Below are 16388 nucleotides of genomic sequence, written 5' to 3'. Positions count from 1 at the left end.
GCTTAATGCGCTAGCTGGCAGGGGGAGTCCATTTCCTCAACCTCTTTACCGCTGAGGCGTGCGTATTGCCCCGTCAGTCGCCAGAAAGCAGGCTGGGTTTCGGTATAAATTTCCGCAGCCAGAATCAGCCGACGGCGATCAACTTCGTTCAGTTCCAGTAAGGTCCAGGGAATAAAATAGCGATCGGTATCGGTAAGCCGAAACCACAGCGGACACCCGCAGCCGGAACAGAAGTAGCGTTCGCCGCGTGAAGAGGATGAAAAGTATGGCGGTTCCGGGGAAAGGGGGTCTAGCTGTGGTTGCCCGCAGGCTTCCAGATACATGGCTATTCCACCCGACCATTTTTGACACAGCGTACAATGGCAGGCATAGACATCCAGCATTTCGACGTCAACGGTAAAATGGCTCTGTCCGCAAAGACAACGACCAGTGAACGTCTGCACGGCATACTCCTTATGACCGAGTCTACATCAAGAGAAAAAGCCAGCCCTGAAAGGACTGGCTTTGTATTCAGACTACAACAAAATTAGAACTGGTAGTTCAGACCAACAGCAACGATGTTGTCAGTAGACACTTTAGCCGCTTTGGTGAAATCGCTGTCGTCCAGCAGGTTGATTTTGTAATCAACGAAGGTGGACATGTTTTTGTTGAAGTAGTAGGTAGCACCGACATCGATGTACTCAACCAGATCCTGGTCGCCGTAAGTACCCAGGTTTTTACCTTTGGATTTCAGGTAAGCGATGGACGGACGCAGACCGAAGTCGAACTGATACTGAGCAACCGCTTCGAAGTTCTGGGTTTTATTCGCGATAAACGCATCACCCGCTGCATCTTCACCGAAGGTGGTCATGTTCAGCGTTTCGGAGTAGGTGGTCGCCAGGTAGATGTTGTTCGCATCATATTTCAGACCAGCAGCCCAGACTTCAGCGTTTTTACCCGCAGCATTCAGGTTACTCGCTGCTTTCACCTGGTTGTTAGTACGGTCAGACTTCGCATAGGCCGCACCTACGCCAAAACCTTCGTACTCATACGTTGCGGACAGACCGAAACCGTCGCCGTTAGACTCGTACGCGCCGTCACGGTCATTTTTGCCCTGGTACTGCGCGGCAAAGTTCAGACCTTCAACCAGGCCAAAGAAGTCAGTGTTACGGTAGGTGGCAACACCAGTAGTACGGCCAGTCATGAAGACGTCAGTCTGAGTCCAGGTATCGCCACCAAACTCTGGCAGAACGTCGGTCCATGCGCCGATGTCGTAAGCAACGCCGTAGTTACGACCGTAGTCGAAAGAACCGTAGTCAGCGAATTTCAGACCAGCAAACGCCAGACGGGTTTTGTCTTTGTCAGCGCCCTGGCTTTCAGTACGGTTGCCTTTGAATTCATATTCCCACTGGCCAAAACCGGTTAACTGATCGTTGATCTGCGTTTCGCCTTTAAAGCCCAGACGCGCGTAAGTTTTGTCACCATCACTTCCGTTATCATCAGAGAAATAATGCTGAGCGTGAACTTTACCGTACAGATCCAGTTTATTGCCGTCTTTGTTATATACCTCGGCTGCATTTACAACGCCTGCTGCCAACAGGGAAGTCACTGCCACTGCCACTAACTTAAGTTTCATTTTAATAATCCTTATAATTTTCTTAGCGTGTTTCCTCAACCATTGTTAAACGAGGCGTTTGTCAATGGCAGACTATTTTTAAATGACGGAGTGGCATAAGTTCAATAATAAGTTTCATAAGATTACAAATTATTTTAATTTGTGTGATCGAGATCTCCTTAATACATTTGAGAGTATTAATTTAAATAGGGACTGTCTAATAAGATATATTTTCGGATGGGACTATTGGGCTGTTTATGGTTTTATTTTTGGTAGTAACGACTGATTATTATATGCACTAATACAGTTGCCAGCTAGCGTTAATTATATATTTGTTAATAAAATTATATCATCACATTAACATATTTAACGATTTTATAAAATCCGTATTTTTTACCAGCGCATCCTGGTATGGCGCAGGGGGAGCACGTGAAAATGAAAAATCGTCAAATACACACAGGCGATAGATAAAAGCGTAGTTGTGTTATGAAGAGTGTCAAGGTGCAGCGGGTCGATTTAATATCAACATCGGCCCGCCCGTCGCTATTAGCGCCGCCGCGTTGCCAGCCAACAAAGTAGCGAACCTACGCAAACCATGACTGCGCCTTGCCAGAAGGAGAATGACAGTGGTGAGCTGAGTAACAGCGCTGCCAGAGCAGAGGACATGACGGGGGTAAAATAGGACCCTACGGCCATGATAGTCACATTGCCATGAAGTATGCCCACATTCCATGCGGCGTAGGCAAACCCTAACGTTAATGCCGCGGTAAAAAGTTTAGCAATCACCGGTAGGCTAAATATCATGGCAGGTTGCGGAGTAAGAAAATAGTGGAACCACAGCGCCACGGCGGTGAGTAACACAAAGACGGTGATACCGTTAAAACCACGCGCATATTTATTGGTGACCGTGCAGTATGTCGCCCATATAAACGCCCCAAGAAATGCCAGTAAATAACTTAGCGGACTGGTGGCGACATTGCTGATAATTTCTCCTGGATTAAGACCATTCTCGCCCCCCAGAACCCAGCAAACGCCAGTAAGTGCAATAAGCAATCCAGGCACAATAAGCCAGTTAGTTTTTTGCCCGTTAAAAAGAATGGCAAACAGAATGGTCAGGCTGGGCCATAAATAGTTAACCATGCCGACTTCGATAGCCTGATGGCGAGTGGCGGCATAACCGAGAGAAAGCGCCAGGCATATTTCATAACTGACAAACAGTACGCTGCCTGCGATGAGGTATCGCCCCGGGAAACGACGGATATCAGGTAATCCGACGGTAAAAATCAGCAGCAGGCCGCTTAATGAATAGATCATGGCTGCGCCGCCTACCGGTCCGAGACCTTCGCTGACGCCGCGAATTAACCCAACCATCGTGCTCCACAGAACGATGGCAACAAGCCCTATTAGCGTTGCTTTTTGTGATGTCATGCTTTGTGACTGTCCTGAATACCGCGCAAAATAAACTGCCACTTATAGCACTTTTTCCGAGGGCGATGCCATGCAGTGTCATTTTTTAGTACCTCCCTGGAGTTATTGCAGTTTAAAAATAGGGCTATTTAATAGCGGAACCGTTTCAATATTGATTTGACGCAAAAAAGTTATCGATTTTGCTGTTAGTTTCCTCGCGAAGTTATACACGCATCCTGGACTGAGGTTTTGATGCAGTTCGAAGGAGGCGTGCATCCGTGGAAAAAAGAGGAAAGCAATGGACGTCAGCCGCAGACAATTTTTTAAAATCTGCGCGGGCGGTATGGCGGGAACAACGGTGGCCGCACTGGGTTTTACCCCTAAAATGGCCCTGGCTCAGGCGCGAAACTATAAGCTGTTGCGCGCAAAAGAGATCCGTAACTCCTGCACATACTGTTCCGTAGGTTGCGGGCTATTAATGTATAGCCTGGGAGATGGGGCAAAAAACGCGAAAGAAGCGATTTACCATATTGAAGGCGACCCGGATCATCCGGTAAGCCGTGGCGCGCTGTGCCCGAAAGGGGCCGGTTTGCTGGATTATGTTCACAGTGAAGATCGCCTACGCTATCCGGAATACCGCGCGCCGGGTTCCGACAAGTGGCAGCGCATTAGCTGGGATGACGCTTTCACTCGTATTGCTAAATTAATGAAAGCCGACCGTGACGCCAACTTTATTGAAAAGAATGAGCAGGGCGTCACGGTTAACCGGTGGCTCTCTACCGGGATGCTGTGCGCCTCGGCGGCCAGCAATGAAACGGGTATGCTGACGCAGAAGTTTGCCCGTTCTCTCGGTATGCTGGCGGTAGATAACCAGGCGCGCGTCTGACACGGACCAACGGTAGCAAGTCTTGCTCCAACATTTGGTCGCGGTGCGATGACCAACCACTGGGTGGATATTAAAAACGCCAACGTCGTTATGGTGATGGGCGGCAATGCCGCAGAAGCGCATCCGGTGGGTTTCCGCTGGGCGATGGAAGCGAAAAACAATAACGATGCGACGCTGATTGTCGTTGATCCACGCTTTACACGTACGGCGTCGGTGGCGGATATCTATGCGCCAATACGTTCCGGTACAGACATTACCTTTCTGTCCGGCGTGTTGCTGTACCTGATCGAAAATAACAAAATCAACGCTGAGTACGTTAAGCATTACACCAACGCCAGCCTGCTGGTGCGGGATGATTTTGCCTTTGATGACGGTCTTTTCAGCGGCTATGACGCCCAAAAGCGTCAGTACGATAAATCCTCCTGGAACTACCAGTTCGATGAAAACGGCTATGCCAAACGTGATGAAACGTTGACGCACCCACGCTGTGTGTGGAATCTGCTGAAGCAGCACGTTTCGCGCTATACGCCGGACGTCGTGGAAAACATCTGCGGTACGCCGAAAGCGGACTTCCTGAAGGTGTGTGAGGTGTTGGCCTCTACCAGCGTTCCGGATCGCACTACCACCTTCCTGTATGCGCTGGGCTGGACGCAACATACCGTCGGGGCGCAGAACATCCGTACCATGGCGATGATCCAGTTGCTGCTCGGCAATATGGGGATGGCTGGCGGCGGTGTGAACGCCTTGCGCGGCCACTCTAATATTCAGGGCTTAACGGATTTAGGACTGCTCTCCACCAGCCTGCCGGGTTACCTGACGCTACCGTCAGAAAAACAGGCCGATCTGCAAACTTATCTGGCCGCGAATACCCCCAAAGCGACGCTGGCCGATCAGGTCAACTACTGGGGTAATTATCCTAAGTTCTTCGTCAGCCTGATGAAATCTTTCTATGGCGATGCGGCGCAGAAAGAGAATGACTGGGGTTTTGCCTGGCTGCCTAAGTGGGATCAGTCCTATGACGTGATCAAATATTTCAACATGATGGATAGCGGGAAAGTCACCGGCTATTTCTGTCAGGGCTTTAACCCGGTGGCGTCCTTCCCGGACAAAAACAAAGTGGTGCAAAGCTTAAGCAAATTGAAGTATCTGGTCGTTATCGATCCGCTGGTGACTGAAACGTCAACATTCTGGCAGAACCACGGCGAATCTAACGATGTCGATCCGACAACGATTCAGACCGAAGTCTTCCGTCTGCCGTCTACCTGTTTTGCGGAAGAGGATGGCTCTATCGCTAACTCCGGTCGCTGGCTACAGTGGCACTGGAAGGGTCAGGACGCGCCGGGCGAAGCGCGTAACGACGGCGAGATTCTGGCCGGTATTTACCATCGTCTGCGTGAAATGTATCGCGCAGAAGGCGGTAAAGGCGCCGAACCACTATTGAAGATGAGCTGGAACTACAAGCAGCCGGATGAACCGCATTCGGAAGAAGTGGCGAAAGAGAACAACGGCTATGCGCTGGAAGATCTCTATGACGCCAACGGTACACTGCTTGCCAGGAAAGGCCAGTTGTTGAGCAGTTTTGCATTACTGCGCGATGACGGTACGACATCCTCCTCCTGCTGGATTTATACCGGTAGCTGGACGGAGCAGGGCAACCAGATGTCCAGACGTGATAACGCCGACCCGTCAGGGCTTGGCAATACACTGGGTTGGGCGTGGGCGTGGCCGCTAAACCGTCGCGTATTGTATAACCGCGCTTCGGCGGATCCGCAGGGTAAACCGTGGGATCCAAAACGGATGCTGATCCAGTGGAACGGCGCGAAGTGGACAGGGAACGATATTCCGGACTTTAACAACGCGGCGCCGGGGAGCGGGACCAATCCGTTTATCATGCAGTCGGAAGGGCTGGGACGTCTGTTTGCTATTGATAAGATGGCGGAAGGACCGTTCCCTGAGCACTACGAGCCGATGGAAACGCCGCTGGGCACTAACCCGCTGCACCCGAATGTGGTCTCGAACCCGGCGGCGCGTCTGTATGAAGAAGATGCGCTGCGTATGGGTAAGAAGGAGCAGTTTCCGTACGTGGGCACGACTTACCGCCTCACAGAGCATTTCCATACCTGGACCAAACATGCGCTACTTAACGCTATCGCTCAGCCGGAACAGTTTGTGGAGATCAGTGAGACGCTGGCGGCAGCGAAAGGTATTGCTAACGGCGACTATGTGAAGGTGAGCAGTAAACGCGGGTTTATTCGCGCGGTCGCGGTGGTAACTCGTCGTCTTCGCACCCTGCATGTCAACGGTCAGCAGGTTGAAACGGTGGGGATCCCGATTCACTGGGGCTTTGAGGGTGTCGCGCGCAAAGGCTATATCGCCAATACTCTGACGCCAAATGTCGGTGATGCCAACTCGCAAACGCCGGAATACAAAGCGTTTTTAGTTAACATCGAGAAGGCGTAAGGGAGGCGAACATATGTCTATGGAAACGCAGGACATTATTAAACGGTCCGCAACAAACGCCATCACGCCGCCTCCACAGGCGCGTGATTACAAAGCCGAAGTCGCGAAACTGATCGACGTCTCCTCCTGTGTCGGCTGTAAAGCCTGCCAGGTAGCCTGTTCTGAGTGGAACGATATTCGCGATAACGTTGGTCATTGTGTCGGGGTGTACGATAACCCTGCCGATCTCAGCGCCAAGTCCTGGACGGTGATGCGCTTTACCGAAACCGAGCAGAACGGCAAGCTGGAGTGGCTGATTCGTAAAGATGGTTGTATGCACTGTGAAGATCCAGGCTGTCTTAAAGCCTGTCCATCTGCCGGGGCTATCATCCAGTACGCGAACGGGATTGTTGATTTTCAATCTGAACACTGTATCGGCTGTGGTTACTGTATCGCCGGGTGTCCGTTTAATATTCCGCGCCTCAACAAAGAGGACAACCGCGTTTATAAATGTACGCTCTGCGTCGATCGCGTCAGCGTGGGCCAGGAACCGGCCTGCGTCAAAACTTGTCCGACCGGGGCTATTCACTTCGGCACCAAAAAAGAGATGCTGGAACTGGGTGAGCAACGCGTGGAGAAGTTAAAAGCGCGTGGCTTTGAACATGCCGGTATCTACAACCCGCAGGGCGTCGGCGGTACGCACGTCATGTATGTGCTGCACCATGCCAACCAGCCGGAGTTGTACCACGGCTTGCCGAAAGATCCGCAGATCGATACCTCAATCAATCTGTGGAAAGGGGCGCTAAAACCGCTGGCCGCAGCGGGCTTCATCGCCACTTTCGCCGGTCTGATTTACCACTACATCGGTATTGGCCCGAATAAAGAAACGGACGACGATGAGGAGGATCATCATGAGTAAGTCGAAAATGATTGTGCGCACGAAATTTGTCGACCGCGCCTGTCACTGGACGGTGGTGATCTGCTTCTTCCTGGTAGCGCTGTCGGGGATTTCGTTTTTCTTCCCGACGCTACAATGGCTGACGCAAACCTTTGGCACGCCGCAGATGGGACGGATTTTGCACCCGTTCTTCGGTATTGCCATCTTCATCGCGCTGATGTTTATGTTCGTGCGTTTCGTCCACCACAACATCCCGGATAAAAAAGACATTCCGTGGCTGAAAAATATTGTCGAAGTATTGAAAGGCAATGAGCATAAGGTGGCGGATGTCGGCAAATACAATGCCGGACAGAAGATGATGTTCTGGTCCATTATGAGCATGATTTTTGTGCTGCTGGTGACTGGCGTGATTATCTGGCGTCCGTATTTCGCGCAGTATTTCCCCATGCAGGTGGTGCGTTATAGCCTGTTAATTCATGCGGCGGCGGGCATTATTTTAATGCACGCGATCCTCATCCATATGTATATGGCATTTTGGGTGAAAGGCTCGATTAAAGGCATGATCGAAGGGAAGGTCAGCCGTCGCTGGGCGAAGAAACATCATCCACGCTGGTATCGTGAAATCGAGAAGGCGGAAGCAAAAAAAGAGAGCGAAGAAGGTATTCAGTAATTCTTTCGCGATCTGATAAACAAGGCGCTATCCTCGTAGCGCCTTGTTTTCATCTGCTGTCTGTATACTCAGACGACCGCAGCAAATCGTTTAACGACGGAAATCGATGACCATACGGCCACGAATTTGCCCTTGTTCCATCTCTTTAAAAATAACGTTGATATCTTCAAGCGGACGTAAAGCGACTTTTGGTACGACTTTTCCTTCCGCCGCGAACTGGAAGGCTTCGGTCAGATCCTGGCGTGTCCCCACCAACGAACCGACAACCTGAATGCCATCCAGCACCAGGCGAGGGATATCAAGGTTCATGGCTTCTGGCGGCAGCCCGACTGCCACCACGCGACCTCCGGCGCGAACGGCATCTACTGCGGAATTAAACGCCGCCTTAGCGACCGCGGTAACCACCGCTGCGTGCGCGCCACCGGTTTTTTCCTGCACAATTTTAGCCGCATCTTCCGTGCGTGAATTAATGGTCAGATCTGCGCCCATTTCCTCGGCCAGTTTCAGTTGTCCATCATTGACATCAATGGCGATCACTTTCGCATTGAAGACGTTTTTCGCGTACTGCAAGGCCAGATTACCCAGACCGCCCAGACCGTAGATGGCAATCCACTGGCCAGGTTTAATATGAGAAATCTTCACCGCTTTATAGGTGGTAACGCCCGCGCAGGTAATACTACTTGCCGCCGCAGAGTCCAGACCTTCCGGTACTTTCACCGCATAATCCGCGACGACAATACACTCTTCGGCCATGCCGCCATCTACCGTGTAACCGGCATTTTTCACGTTGCGGCATAAGGTTTCATTGCCCGTATTGCAATACTCACAGTGTCCGCATCCTTCATAAAACCACGCGACACTCGCGCGATCGCCGGGTTTCAGCGAGGTGACACCAGGACCGACTTCCGCCACGACGCCAATGCCTTCGTGTCCCAGAATGACGCCGGTTTTGTCACCGAAATCTCCGTTTTTCACGTGTAGATCGGTATGGCATACGCCGCAGCACTCCATTTTTAGCAAAGCTTCACCGTGGCGAAGGGGACGCAGCGTTTTCTCAGTAACATCAACCTGATGATCTTGTGTGACAACAGCAGCTTTCATAACCTTCTCCTTTTATTAATAGTGAACTGCATAGCAGGTAATAGCAGGTAAGGTGCTATTACCTCTTTAGGATTAATATTTCTGATGAGTTATGCAAGGCGGCAGAAATACAATGTAATAGTTTAGCCAGGATTATCCTGATAAATCCCCGTTCAATACATAAAGGTGGCTAATATTAGTAGCTTGACAAATAAGCAGGGAAAGGAATTCAGGGGTGTCGACAGATTCACCAAAACTAAAGAAGAAAGTGATATCCGGCGGCATTCACCGCCGGGTACGTATTAAATGGAAGTCCGACGGTAGTCGCGGTATTCCGGTTTCCAGAAGTTATCGTCAATCGCCTGTTGCAGCGCTTCCGCTGAGGTTTTCACCGCTACGCCTTGTTGCTGCGCCATTTTGCCTACGGCAAAAGCGATAGCGCGCGACACGACCTGGATGTCCTTAAGCGCTGGCAACACTAATCCTTCGCCGTTATTCACCAGCGGAGAATGTTTCGCCAGCGTCTCACTGGCTGACATCAGCATTTCATCAGTAATGCGCGATGCGCCGGAAGCGATAACCCCCAGGCCGATGCCGGGGAAAATATAGGCGTTATTACATTGTGCGATCGGATAAACCTTATCTTTCCAGATGACCGGCGAGAATGGGCTGCCGGTTGCCACCAGCGCGTTGCCTTCCGTCCAGGCGATAATGTCCTGTGGCGTGGCCTCCACGCGAGAGGTGGGATTAGAGAGCGGCATGACGATCGGGCGAGGGCAATGCTTATGCATCTCGCGGATGATCTCTTCAGTAAAGAGCCCGGTCTGGCCGGAAACCCCGATCAGAATATCCGGCTTCACGTTACGCACCACATCCAGCAGCGACAGCACGTCATTTTCGGTATCCCAGTGCTGGAGATTGTCGCATTTCTGCACCAGTTTTGCCTGGAACGGCAATAAATTAGGCATCCGGTCCGTCAACAGGCCGAAGCGATCGACCATAAAAACGTTCTGTCGAGCGGCGTCTTCGCTTAAACCTTCACGCTGAGTCTGCGCGATGATTTGTTCAGCAATCCCACATCCGGCGGAACCCGCGCCGAGAAAAACGATTTTCTGCTCGCTAAGCTGACTGCCGGCAGCGCGGCTGGCGGCGATCAACGTACCGACGGTCACGGCTGCGGTGCCCTGAATATCATCGTTAAAGGAGCAAATCTCATCACGATAGCGCGTCAACAGCGGCATTGCGTTTTTCTGCGCGAAATCTTCAAACTGTAGCAGGATATCTGGCCAGCGCTGCTTAACGGCCTGAATAAACTCATCGACAAACGCATAATACTCATCGTCGGTAATGCGCGGATGACGCCAGCCCATGTAAAGCGGATCGTTGAGTAACTGTTGATTGTTGGTGCCGACATCCAGCACAACGGGAAGGGTATAGGCCGGACTAATGCCGCCGCAGGCGGTGTATAATGACAGCTTACCGATAGGGATCCCCATCCCGCCGATGCCCTGATCGCCAAGCCCCAGAATCCGCTCGCCATCCGTCACCACAATAACTTTAATGTTGTGGTTAGGCACATTCTGCAAAATGTCGTCCATATTGTGACGGTTCGGATAAGAGATAAATACGCCGCGCGCCCGGCGATAAATCTCAGAGAAGCGCTCACAGGCCGCGCCCACGGTCGGGGTATAGATAACCGGCATCATCTCTTCAAGATGGTTTTGCACCAGTCGATAAAAGAGCGTTTCGTTGGTATCCTGGATGTTACGCAGGTAAATATGCTTATCGATTTCTGTTTTAAACCCCTGATACTGGAGCCAGGCGCGTTCGGCCTGTTCTTCAATCGACTCGACGACCTCCGGCAGCAGCCCTGACAAATTGAAGTTGCGGCGCTCTTCTACGCTAAAAGCGCTGCCTTTGTTTAACAGGGGGAATTCCAGCAATACAGGGCCAGCGTAAGGGATATAAAGGGAACGTGCTTTCTTGGTTGTAGTTTCCATGTTACTCACTCTTTTTCGAATAACTGTCCCTGGCACCGTCGTTTATCATCATATATTGCCTTCCACCAGGGAACCGACCCTGAGTATAAAGCATTGTGAGACGTTAAGGTCATTCCTATAAACAAAAACACCATTGCAGATGCAATGGTGTTTAACGTCATTTCAGGACTGTACGATTACTTTTGGCTATCGGCGCGGCGCTTTCTGCCGGTTGGGTTATTCACCACGCTGCTGGTGTCGCCTTCAGTAACAACCTTACGCTGGTTGGAAATTCTGTAATCCAGTCCAAGTATATGACGAGCTTGACGGTTCGATTTCATGTTAACTCCTCAATCCTGTTGCTAGTTTTAAGGACAAATTCGCTTACGCGAAAGAAACGTAACCCCTAAGGTTGCCGATACAGCATAGCAGGTTTTACAGAGTAGGGTGCTGCCCGCTTACCACATAGTTGATGGTCTGCTGGTAGATGTCACTGAGGATGTCATTGTCGGAAGCCTCAACCCATTTGGTCAGCTCCATTAAAATATCATCTTCAGTGACAACGCCTAACTCCGCGCGTAATCCTTGTTCAATCGCGTTGACCAGGGCCGGTTGTGCTGCTGAGGTATTTGCTGAGTGATAAGTAAACATATAATGCCTCCGTGAACATGTATTTATTTAGTACGGCTCGCAGAAAATTAATTCGTATTCAGCATGGCAAATATTTTTGCGGCTGTGGTTAAGATTAGTCCTGGAGTTATTTTAACGCAAGGCGGAACTCTAATTGTTTACCCCAGAAGAAAATATATTACGTTTGCCAATTACATATCCTCATACAAATAGTGGTCAATTAATATACATTTAAAAGGCTACTTATTGCGATTTTTATCTTTTATTACAACGAGATAAGACAAATCTTAATTTGAATAAAAATAAACATAGTGGAATACGCTTCCGGAAGAAAACGTAAGGATAAAAGGAGGGATATATTCTTTAAAGAAAGGGAGGCCTGTTGATTTAATATCCATCACTGAAAAAGCATACAACTATTTTCTATATCTGAAGTGCGGGTAATTGACAACATGCTACATCCATCGGCATGGACAACGCAGATTAGCAGCATGGTCTATACTTTATTTTTTGAGCCAACAGGAGAGCAAAAATGACAATCCATAAGAAAGGTCAGGCACACTGGGAAGGCGGCATCAAACGGGGTAAAGGTACCGTATCAACAGAAAGCGGCGTGCTTAATCAACAACCGTATGGATTCAATACCCGGTTCGAAGGCGCGCAGGGGACCAACCCGGAAGAGTTAATTGGCGCCGCACATGCGGCCTGTTTCTCCATGGCACTATCACTCATGCTGGGAGAGGCTGGATTTACGCCGACATCCATTGACACCACCGCTGACGTATCGCTTGATAAGGTGGAGGCGGGCTTCGCCATTACCAAAATTGCGCTACAAAGCAAAGTCGCGGTAGCAGATATTGATGCTTCAACTTTCGATCAAATCATCCAGAAAGCAAAAGCCGGGTGCCCGGTATCGCAGGTTCTGAATGCGGAAATCACCCTCGACTACCAGCTTAACGCCTGATAACTCCGCCAGCCCGGTAACGACTCTTGTTTATCGGGCTGTTGAATATCGCTTTTTCTCCCTCTCTCATTTTCTTCACGCTATCGGGCGTTAAAAGTACACGGAGCGAATGAAAAAGTATCAGACGTCAGGAACCTCGAGAAGCGTCTTCTTACCGTGTCTTTGTTGGTATTCATTACAGGTGTTAATCATTTTCTTTGCAGCTCCTTTTAGTAAAGAAAGCATTAAATCATCATAATCAACGTAGAATCTGGTTGTTTCGGTTTCCGTTTTTATCTCCCCAATTGCTGCTATTTCAGTGGCTAATTTCAATTTTGCCGCATCGATATCTTTATTCGCTTGTTTCACTGTAGCCGATAAGCTAGTAAAGAAATTTTGCACTGCTTTTAGCCTGTTATTCAATTCTGGAATCAATTTCCCTTCAATCACGCCCGCAGCAATAGAATAGGAAATAATTAATCCAAATGGACCGGCGACTATGCCTGCAGCAGCACCGGCATAAGCTTCCTTACGAATTCTATCCACCTGTGACTGGAAATAACTACTTTTTTCCGAGAAATCATTGGTTAACTGGCTATCTAATGCCAGCAGTTTTCCGGAAGCGTTGTTGAAACTTTGTGAACTTGCCAGGAGAGATTTTTGCGCTTCATTCAGTTTATTGACGCCATCATCTAATATCCTGATGAGAATATCTTTCTGGGCTGATGCTTTTTTCTCATTATATTCATCAAATAGTAAAATATACGCTGAGAGTAATTGCGTCACGACACCACACCATTCATAAACAGTTTGTGTCGCTTCAAAATACTTGTCCTGGCTGTCCATAAGCAAAACTTTAATATCACCAACTAAAACAGAAGCTGCCTGCGAGTACTCCTGTTTAAAACGGCTTAACTCTTTTATGGTTTCATCAAAGGTCTTCCAGGGGATGACCTGGTCGAGGTATTTGTTATAAAGATCTAATGCCCCATCTGCGGTTTCGATCGCGCTTTTAACTACCTCTACAGTTTGTTCTGCAAATATTCCGGTCATGATCATTTGCCTCTTTAAATATATAAATTGCAATTAAGCTATTGTTTTATAACTTATTTCTACCTATTACCTCCAGGCAGCTTTTGTAGCTTAAGTTAACATTCCAGAAGCTGGAAATACTGCCAACTTCCTGCTTATCTACGCAGGGTACGATTACTCTGCTGCATTTTCTCCAGAATACGACCAAAAGAAACTGTTTTGCTTCCTACTTTCACCATCCCATCTTCCGGTAAGTAGCTAAATTTGACGTACAGTATATTGTTGCTGGTTTTATCTTTTGGCTTCATAGCCAAAATAGCTTGCTGTAATGCTTTTAGGTCGGCGGGGATTCCCACCGCATCGGTGATATCGGTACCGGGCACAAATTTCGATACCTGATCAACAGTTTGAGTCAATATATCCTGCAGCGGAAATAAGCCGGTAAAACGTTGTTTGGGTTTATATTTTGTCACTCCAATATAAATGTCAGGTAGACCTTTAATGTGGTTTTCAATACTGCGAGTTTTATTTTGCAACATAAATTCGCTAATCTCTACCGGAGAGCCGATCAATACCAGCGGTTTCACTCCTGCACCTTTTTCGGAAAAGAGATAGTTGTTATTGCTGCTTTTTACTGCTTTCTGCAACTCGCCACGATCCATGATTAAGCTGTAATATTTACCCTCTTTCACAACAGGTTTGGGTTCACGCCACATATTGATATCGCTAGCTTGTGCTAAACTGGATGCCATCATGTAACCGAAAAACGCCAATGTTACGGATAGTTTCATTAACTTTACCTTTTAATTAGCCAAAAAAAATAGCACTCGTAAAAAGTATAAAGCCGTGGTTACAACAAAACTTAAACGTCGCTCACTTCACCGATAAGCATTTATTTATCTTAATAATGTAAATTACCCTTCCAATAATGCCTGAATTATTACCCTTTGGATTCAACTGCTTGCAGTTATAGTGCTAAATAACAATAAATCTACTGGAAGTATACAGTTTGTGTACGAAAGGTGTTTTTTATGATTACGGAAACCTGAAATTGTCCGACTATCTGTAAATGCTATGAAATTGTATTGTAGATCCGATTGCGCCCGGTGCTGATGACTACCGGGGCAATAGTGGTTGGTTTAGCCCTGATAGGGTTCGCCAGCGGCGTAGACGCCGCAAGCCGTTTTGGCCAGGGCTGGTGGTTGCCTCCGGAATGCTGACAGGCAATCTGTTTACGATGTTTGTTCTGCCCACCGTTTGTGTCTGGCTGGCGCGATTGCGACAGCATGTCAGAGCGAAGTTCTCTTTCATCAGCTCAACGTAGCGCATACCTCGTCATTTGCTATTGTCGTGGTCTACTTTTTCGCCCTAAAATCTGCTCGCCATGTTGCTTTATTCATCAAACATCAAAATCAGTCAACGTAAATATCAATAATAGCCATATCACGGAGGGTGATCTTTATTCCTGAGAGAGGAGGGGTATTATTTTCTGCGTTCTACATTAACGGGTTAACGCGCAGATGTAGAGGTTATTTATATAATTATTGGAGCAACAACAATGAATAAATTCTCCCTTGCTACAGCAGGTATTATCGTGGCAGCGCTGGTAACCAGTGTTAGCGTGAATGCGGCAACAGATACTACTAAAACAAACGTTACGCCTAAAGGTATGAGCTGCCAGGAGTTTGTTGACCTCAATCCGCAGACGATGGCGCCAGTCGCTTTCTGGGTGCTGAATGAAGATGAAGATTTTAAAGGCGGGGACTACGTTGATTTCCAGGAAACTGAGACGACAGCAGTGCCGCTAGCCGTTGAGCTTTGTAAGAAAAACCCGCAGAGTGAATTAAGCAAAATAAAAGACGAAATCAAGAAAGAACTCTCAAAATAAGAGTAAACTGATATCAAAACCCGGCCTGTGTGTCGGGTTTTACTATTTGTGACACTGTCACAAACAACATCTTCCATTTCTTCTACCAATCACGTGGTATTGCACTATTTTCATTAGAGCCCTTTCACTATATGGAGACCTAATGAAAATTTTACCGCTGGCACTCTTTATCATTCCTTTTCTGGCCGGATGTGGCGCCAATAATACGCCGCCGCAAACGCCTATTCCCGGGGAAAAAACATCTGCCAAATTACGTACCCTGGAAACAGGCGCGGCGGCTATTCAATCCAGACCACCTGTCGATGCCATCAGTACCTACCTTGACGGGTTCCATTTTTATAGCGGTGATAAAAACGGACAGATGGAAGCGCACCATTACGTTACCGTCCTGAACGAAGATGTCATGCAGGCGGTGATTTACGACGGCAATACGAAAAACGCGCGCCTGATGGGGGTGGAGTACATTATCAGCGAACGTTTATTTAAAACGCTTCCTCCCGAGGAGAAAAAACTGTGGCACAGCCACCAGTACGAGGTGAAATCCGGTAGCCTGGTGGCGCCTGGCTTACCGCAGGTCACTGATAAGGCGTTGATGAGTAAGATTGTTAATACCTATGGCAAGACCTGGCACACCTGGCATACCGACCGGGATAAAACCCTGCCAATGGGTATCCCTGCGCTGATGATGGGCTTTACTGGCGACGGGCAGCTTGACCCCGCGCTGCTGGCCGATCGGGATCGCCGTCTGGGAATTGATACCCAGGCCATTAAACGCGAGCGGCAGGATCTGCCTGAACATCCCGTTATCAAGGGGGCTAACGCCTGGGAGCAGGGAGAGGTTATCCAGCTACAGCGTGTTCAGGGCGCTGGCGAACACGGGCGAGGCGATACCGCGCACTTCGGTACATCTGAGCAATCCCGACAATAATTCCACGCTTTTAC

General features: G+C 48.8%; 15 protein-coding genes and 1 pseudogene. 7 read left to right on the top strand and 9 right to left on the bottom strand.

Annotation, left to right across the window (positions count from 1 at the left end):
• Positions 1-2: 2 nt before the first annotated feature.
• The 3 genes from NA624_RS02690 to yddG all read right to left on the bottom strand — a co-directional run bounded on the left by NA624_RS02690 (position 3) and on the right by yddG (position 3022).
• Positions 3-383 carry a GFA family protein gene (locus tag NA624_RS02690; protein ID WP_077905442.1) on the bottom strand — a complete coding sequence of 127 codons (381 nt, stop codon included), beginning with the start codon at positions 381-383 and terminating at the stop codon, positions 3-5.
• A 143-nt stretch (positions 384-526) separates the two neighbouring features.
• The gene (ompD, locus tag NA624_RS02685) at positions 527-1615 is read right to left on the bottom strand and encodes a porin OmpD (RefSeq protein WP_000769035.1); all 1089 of its coding nucleotides are present in this window, start codon (positions 1613-1615) and stop codon (positions 527-529) included.
• Between the two features lie 525 nt (positions 1616-2140).
• Complete coding sequence (gene yddG, locus NA624_RS02680) at positions 2141-3022, bottom strand: aromatic amino acid efflux DMT transporter YddG (protein ID WP_000203795.1); 882 nt, start codon at positions 3020-3022, stop codon at positions 2141-2143.
• A gap of 277 nt (positions 3023-3299) precedes the next feature.
• Here yddG and fdnG point away from each other — a divergent pair, with 277 nt between their 5' ends.
• Genes fdnG through fdnI form a run of 3 tightly spaced genes read left to right on the top strand, consistent with a single transcriptional unit; the run spans position 3300 to position 7894 of the window.
• On the top strand, positions 3300-6347 hold the full coding sequence (fdnG, locus tag NA624_RS02675) for a formate dehydrogenase-N subunit alpha (RefSeq protein WP_077905441.1): 3048 nt from the start codon (positions 3300-3302) through the stop codon (positions 6345-6347).
• A gap of 13 nt (positions 6348-6360) precedes the next feature.
• Positions 6361-7245 (top strand): formate dehydrogenase subunit beta, encoded by an 885-nt coding sequence (fdxH, locus tag NA624_RS02670; RefSeq protein WP_000061599.1) that lies wholly within the window; start codon positions 6361-6363, stop codon positions 7243-7245.
• Positions 7238-7894, top strand: a complete 657-nt coding sequence (gene fdnI / locus NA624_RS02665) for a formate dehydrogenase-N subunit gamma (protein ID WP_000045657.1) — start codon at positions 7238-7240, stop codon at positions 7892-7894. Before fdxH ends, fdnI begins: the two co-directional genes overlap by 8 nt.
• A gap of 90 nt (positions 7895-7984) precedes the next feature.
• Here fdnI and adhP read toward each other — a convergent pair whose 3' ends face one another.
• The 4 genes from adhP to bdm form a co-directional block, all read right to left on the bottom strand.
• The gene (gene adhP, locus NA624_RS02660) at positions 7985-8995 is read right to left on the bottom strand and encodes an alcohol dehydrogenase AdhP (protein WP_000642447.1); all 1011 of its coding nucleotides are present in this window, start codon (positions 8993-8995) and stop codon (positions 7985-7987) included.
• 281 nt (positions 8996-9276) lie between these two features.
• The gene (locus tag NA624_RS02655; protein WP_000450511.1) at positions 9277-10974 is read right to left on the bottom strand and encodes an NAD-dependent malic enzyme; all 1698 of its coding nucleotides are present in this window, start codon (positions 10972-10974) and stop codon (positions 9277-9279) included.
• Positions 10975-11150: 176 nt separating this feature from the next.
• The gene (gene sra / locus NA624_RS02650) at positions 11151-11294 is read right to left on the bottom strand and encodes a stationary-phase-induced ribosome-associated protein (protein ID WP_000841559.1); all 144 of its coding nucleotides are present in this window, start codon (positions 11292-11294) and stop codon (positions 11151-11153) included.
• Positions 11295-11388: 94 nt separating this feature from the next.
• On the bottom strand, positions 11389-11604 hold the full coding sequence (gene bdm, locus NA624_RS02645) for a biofilm-dependent modulation protein (protein WP_000495700.1): 216 nt from the start codon (positions 11602-11604) through the stop codon (positions 11389-11391).
• A gap of 511 nt (positions 11605-12115) precedes the next feature.
• Between bdm and NA624_RS02640 the strand changes: the two genes are divergently transcribed.
• Positions 12116-12547, top strand: a complete 432-nt coding sequence (locus NA624_RS02640) for an OsmC family protein (protein WP_000152317.1) — start codon at positions 12116-12118, stop codon at positions 12545-12547.
• Positions 12548-12667: 120 nt separating this feature from the next.
• Here the strand turns inward: NA624_RS02640 and hlyE are convergent, their stop codons facing one another.
• Together hlyE and NA624_RS02630 are read right to left on the bottom strand one after the other, a co-directional pair.
• Positions 12668-13579, bottom strand: a complete 912-nt coding sequence (gene hlyE / locus NA624_RS02635) for a hemolysin HlyE (RefSeq protein WP_001545517.1) — start codon at positions 13577-13579, stop codon at positions 12668-12670.
• A gap of 134 nt (positions 13580-13713) precedes the next feature.
• Positions 13714-14349 carry a hypothetical protein gene (locus NA624_RS02630; protein WP_000778345.1) on the bottom strand — a complete coding sequence of 212 codons (636 nt, stop codon included), beginning with the start codon at positions 14347-14349 and terminating at the stop codon, positions 13714-13716.
• Between the two features lie 300 nt (positions 14350-14649).
• On the opposite strand from NA624_RS02630, the pseudogene NA624_RS02625 reads away from it, so the two are divergent.
• From NA624_RS02625 to NA624_RS02615, 3 genes and pseudogenes are all read left to right on the top strand, one after another.
• Positions 14650-14882, top strand: a pseudogene (locus NA624_RS02625) (efflux RND transporter permease subunit); the annotation flags it as partial.
• A gap of 234 nt (positions 14883-15116) precedes the next feature.
• A complete protein-coding gene (hdeB, locus tag NA624_RS02620; protein WP_001032161.1) occupies positions 15117-15446 on the top strand; it encodes an acid-activated periplasmic chaperone HdeB in 330 nt (109 codons plus the stop codon).
• A 142-nt stretch (positions 15447-15588) separates the two neighbouring features.
• Positions 15589-16374: an OBAP family protein gene (locus tag NA624_RS02615; protein ID WP_000698605.1), complete on the top strand. Its 786-nt coding sequence runs from the start codon at positions 15589-15591 to the stop codon at positions 16372-16374.
• Positions 16375-16388: the final 14 nt, after the last annotated feature.

The sequence above is a fragment of the Salmonella sp. NW38 genome, from assembly GCF_051807745.1.
GTDB classification, from domain to species: domain Bacteria; phylum Pseudomonadota; class Gammaproteobacteria; order Enterobacterales; family Enterobacteriaceae; genus Salmonella; species Salmonella enterica.
Note: the sequence above shows the minus strand (reverse complement) of the source record. Positions and strands in the feature narration are given on the sequence as shown.

Bases quoted from the DNA above. Each gene is read 5' to 3' on its own strand.
- NA624_RS02690 (WP_077905442.1), bottom strand. From the start codon at position 383: ATGCTGGATGTCTATGCCTGCCATTGTACGCTGTGTCAAAAATGGTCG.
- ompD (WP_000769035.1), bottom strand. From the start codon at position 1,615: ATGAAACTTAAGTTAGTGGCAGTGGCAGTGACTTCCCTGTTGGCAGCA.
- yddG (WP_000203795.1), bottom strand. From the start codon at position 3,022: ATGACATCACAAAAAGCAACGCTAATAGGGCTTGTTGCCATCGTTCTG.
- fdxH (WP_000061599.1), top strand. From the start codon at position 6,361: ATGTCTATGGAAACGCAGGACATTATTAAACGGTCCGCAACAAACGCC.
- fdnI (WP_000045657.1), top strand. From the start codon at position 7,238: ATGAGTAAGTCGAAAATGATTGTGCGCACGAAATTTGTCGACCGCGCC.
- adhP (WP_000642447.1), bottom strand. From the start codon at position 8,995: ATGAAAGCTGCTGTTGTCACACAAGATCATCAGGTTGATGTTACTGAG.
- NA624_RS02655 (WP_000450511.1), bottom strand. From the start codon at position 10,974: ATGGAAACTACAACCAAGAAAGCACGTTCCCTTTATATCCCTTACGCT.
- sra (WP_000841559.1), bottom strand. From the start codon at position 11,294: ATGAAATCGAACCGTCAAGCTCGTCATATACTTGGACTGGATTACAGA.
- bdm (WP_000495700.1), bottom strand. From the start codon at position 11,604: ATGTTTACTTATCACTCAGCAAATACCTCAGCAGCACAACCGGCCCTG.
- NA624_RS02640 (WP_000152317.1), top strand. From the start codon at position 12,116: ATGACAATCCATAAGAAAGGTCAGGCACACTGGGAAGGCGGCATCAAA.
- hlyE (WP_001545517.1), bottom strand. From the start codon at position 13,579: ATGACCGGAATATTTGCAGAACAAACTGTAGAGGTAGTTAAAAGCGCG.
- NA624_RS02630 (WP_000778345.1), bottom strand. From the start codon at position 14,349: ATGAAACTATCCGTAACATTGGCGTTTTTCGGTTACATGATGGCATCC.
- hdeB (WP_001032161.1), top strand. From the start codon at position 15,117: ATGAATAAATTCTCCCTTGCTACAGCAGGTATTATCGTGGCAGCGCTG.
- NA624_RS02615 (WP_000698605.1), top strand. From the start codon at position 15,589: ATGAAAATTTTACCGCTGGCACTCTTTATCATTCCTTTTCTGGCCGGA.